At 74.4% G+C, this 426-nt stretch carries 1 pseudogene; it reads right to left on the bottom strand.

Annotated features, from left to right (window positions below):
• Positions 1-426 (bottom strand): annotated as a pseudogene (locus FV218_RS22535) (peptidase M48); the annotation flags it as partial.

Here is a 426-nt window from a genome sequence, read left to right as displayed (position 1 = left end):
TCACGGGATTACGGGGGTCTGGGAGGTGGGGGTCGGGGAGGATTTCACGGCCGCCGCGGTCTCGGCCAGGACGCGGCGCGCCTGCGCCGCCTGCCGGTAGCGGCCGATGAGGCCGGCGAAGTCCTGTACCGACATCCTGTAGGGCAGGCCGGCCGTGATGGTGACGATGCGCCGGCCCGCGTCGAGCTTCACCTTGCGGCCGCCCGGCACCGCCTGCGGGAACGGCGCCTCCGGCGGCAGCAGCAGGCGGGTGACGACGCCGTTCTGCCGGGTCGTCATGTCGAGGTCGGCGATGCTGTCCCAGGGGATCGGTCGGTCGAGGCCGGGCACCGCCAGGGCCTCGGGGCTCAGGATCATCGTCGTGCGCTCGCCCCGCCACAGCCGGAATCCGCCGAAGCCGCCCAGGACCGCCCCGCAGGCCAGCGC

It is taken from the genome of Methylobacterium sp. WL69, from assembly GCF_008039485.1.
In the GTDB taxonomy this organism is placed as follows: domain Bacteria; phylum Pseudomonadota; class Alphaproteobacteria; order Rhizobiales; family Beijerinckiaceae; genus Methylobacterium.
The sequence above is the reverse complement of the archived record's forward strand: the minus strand, read 5'-3'. Positions and strand labels throughout refer to the sequence as shown.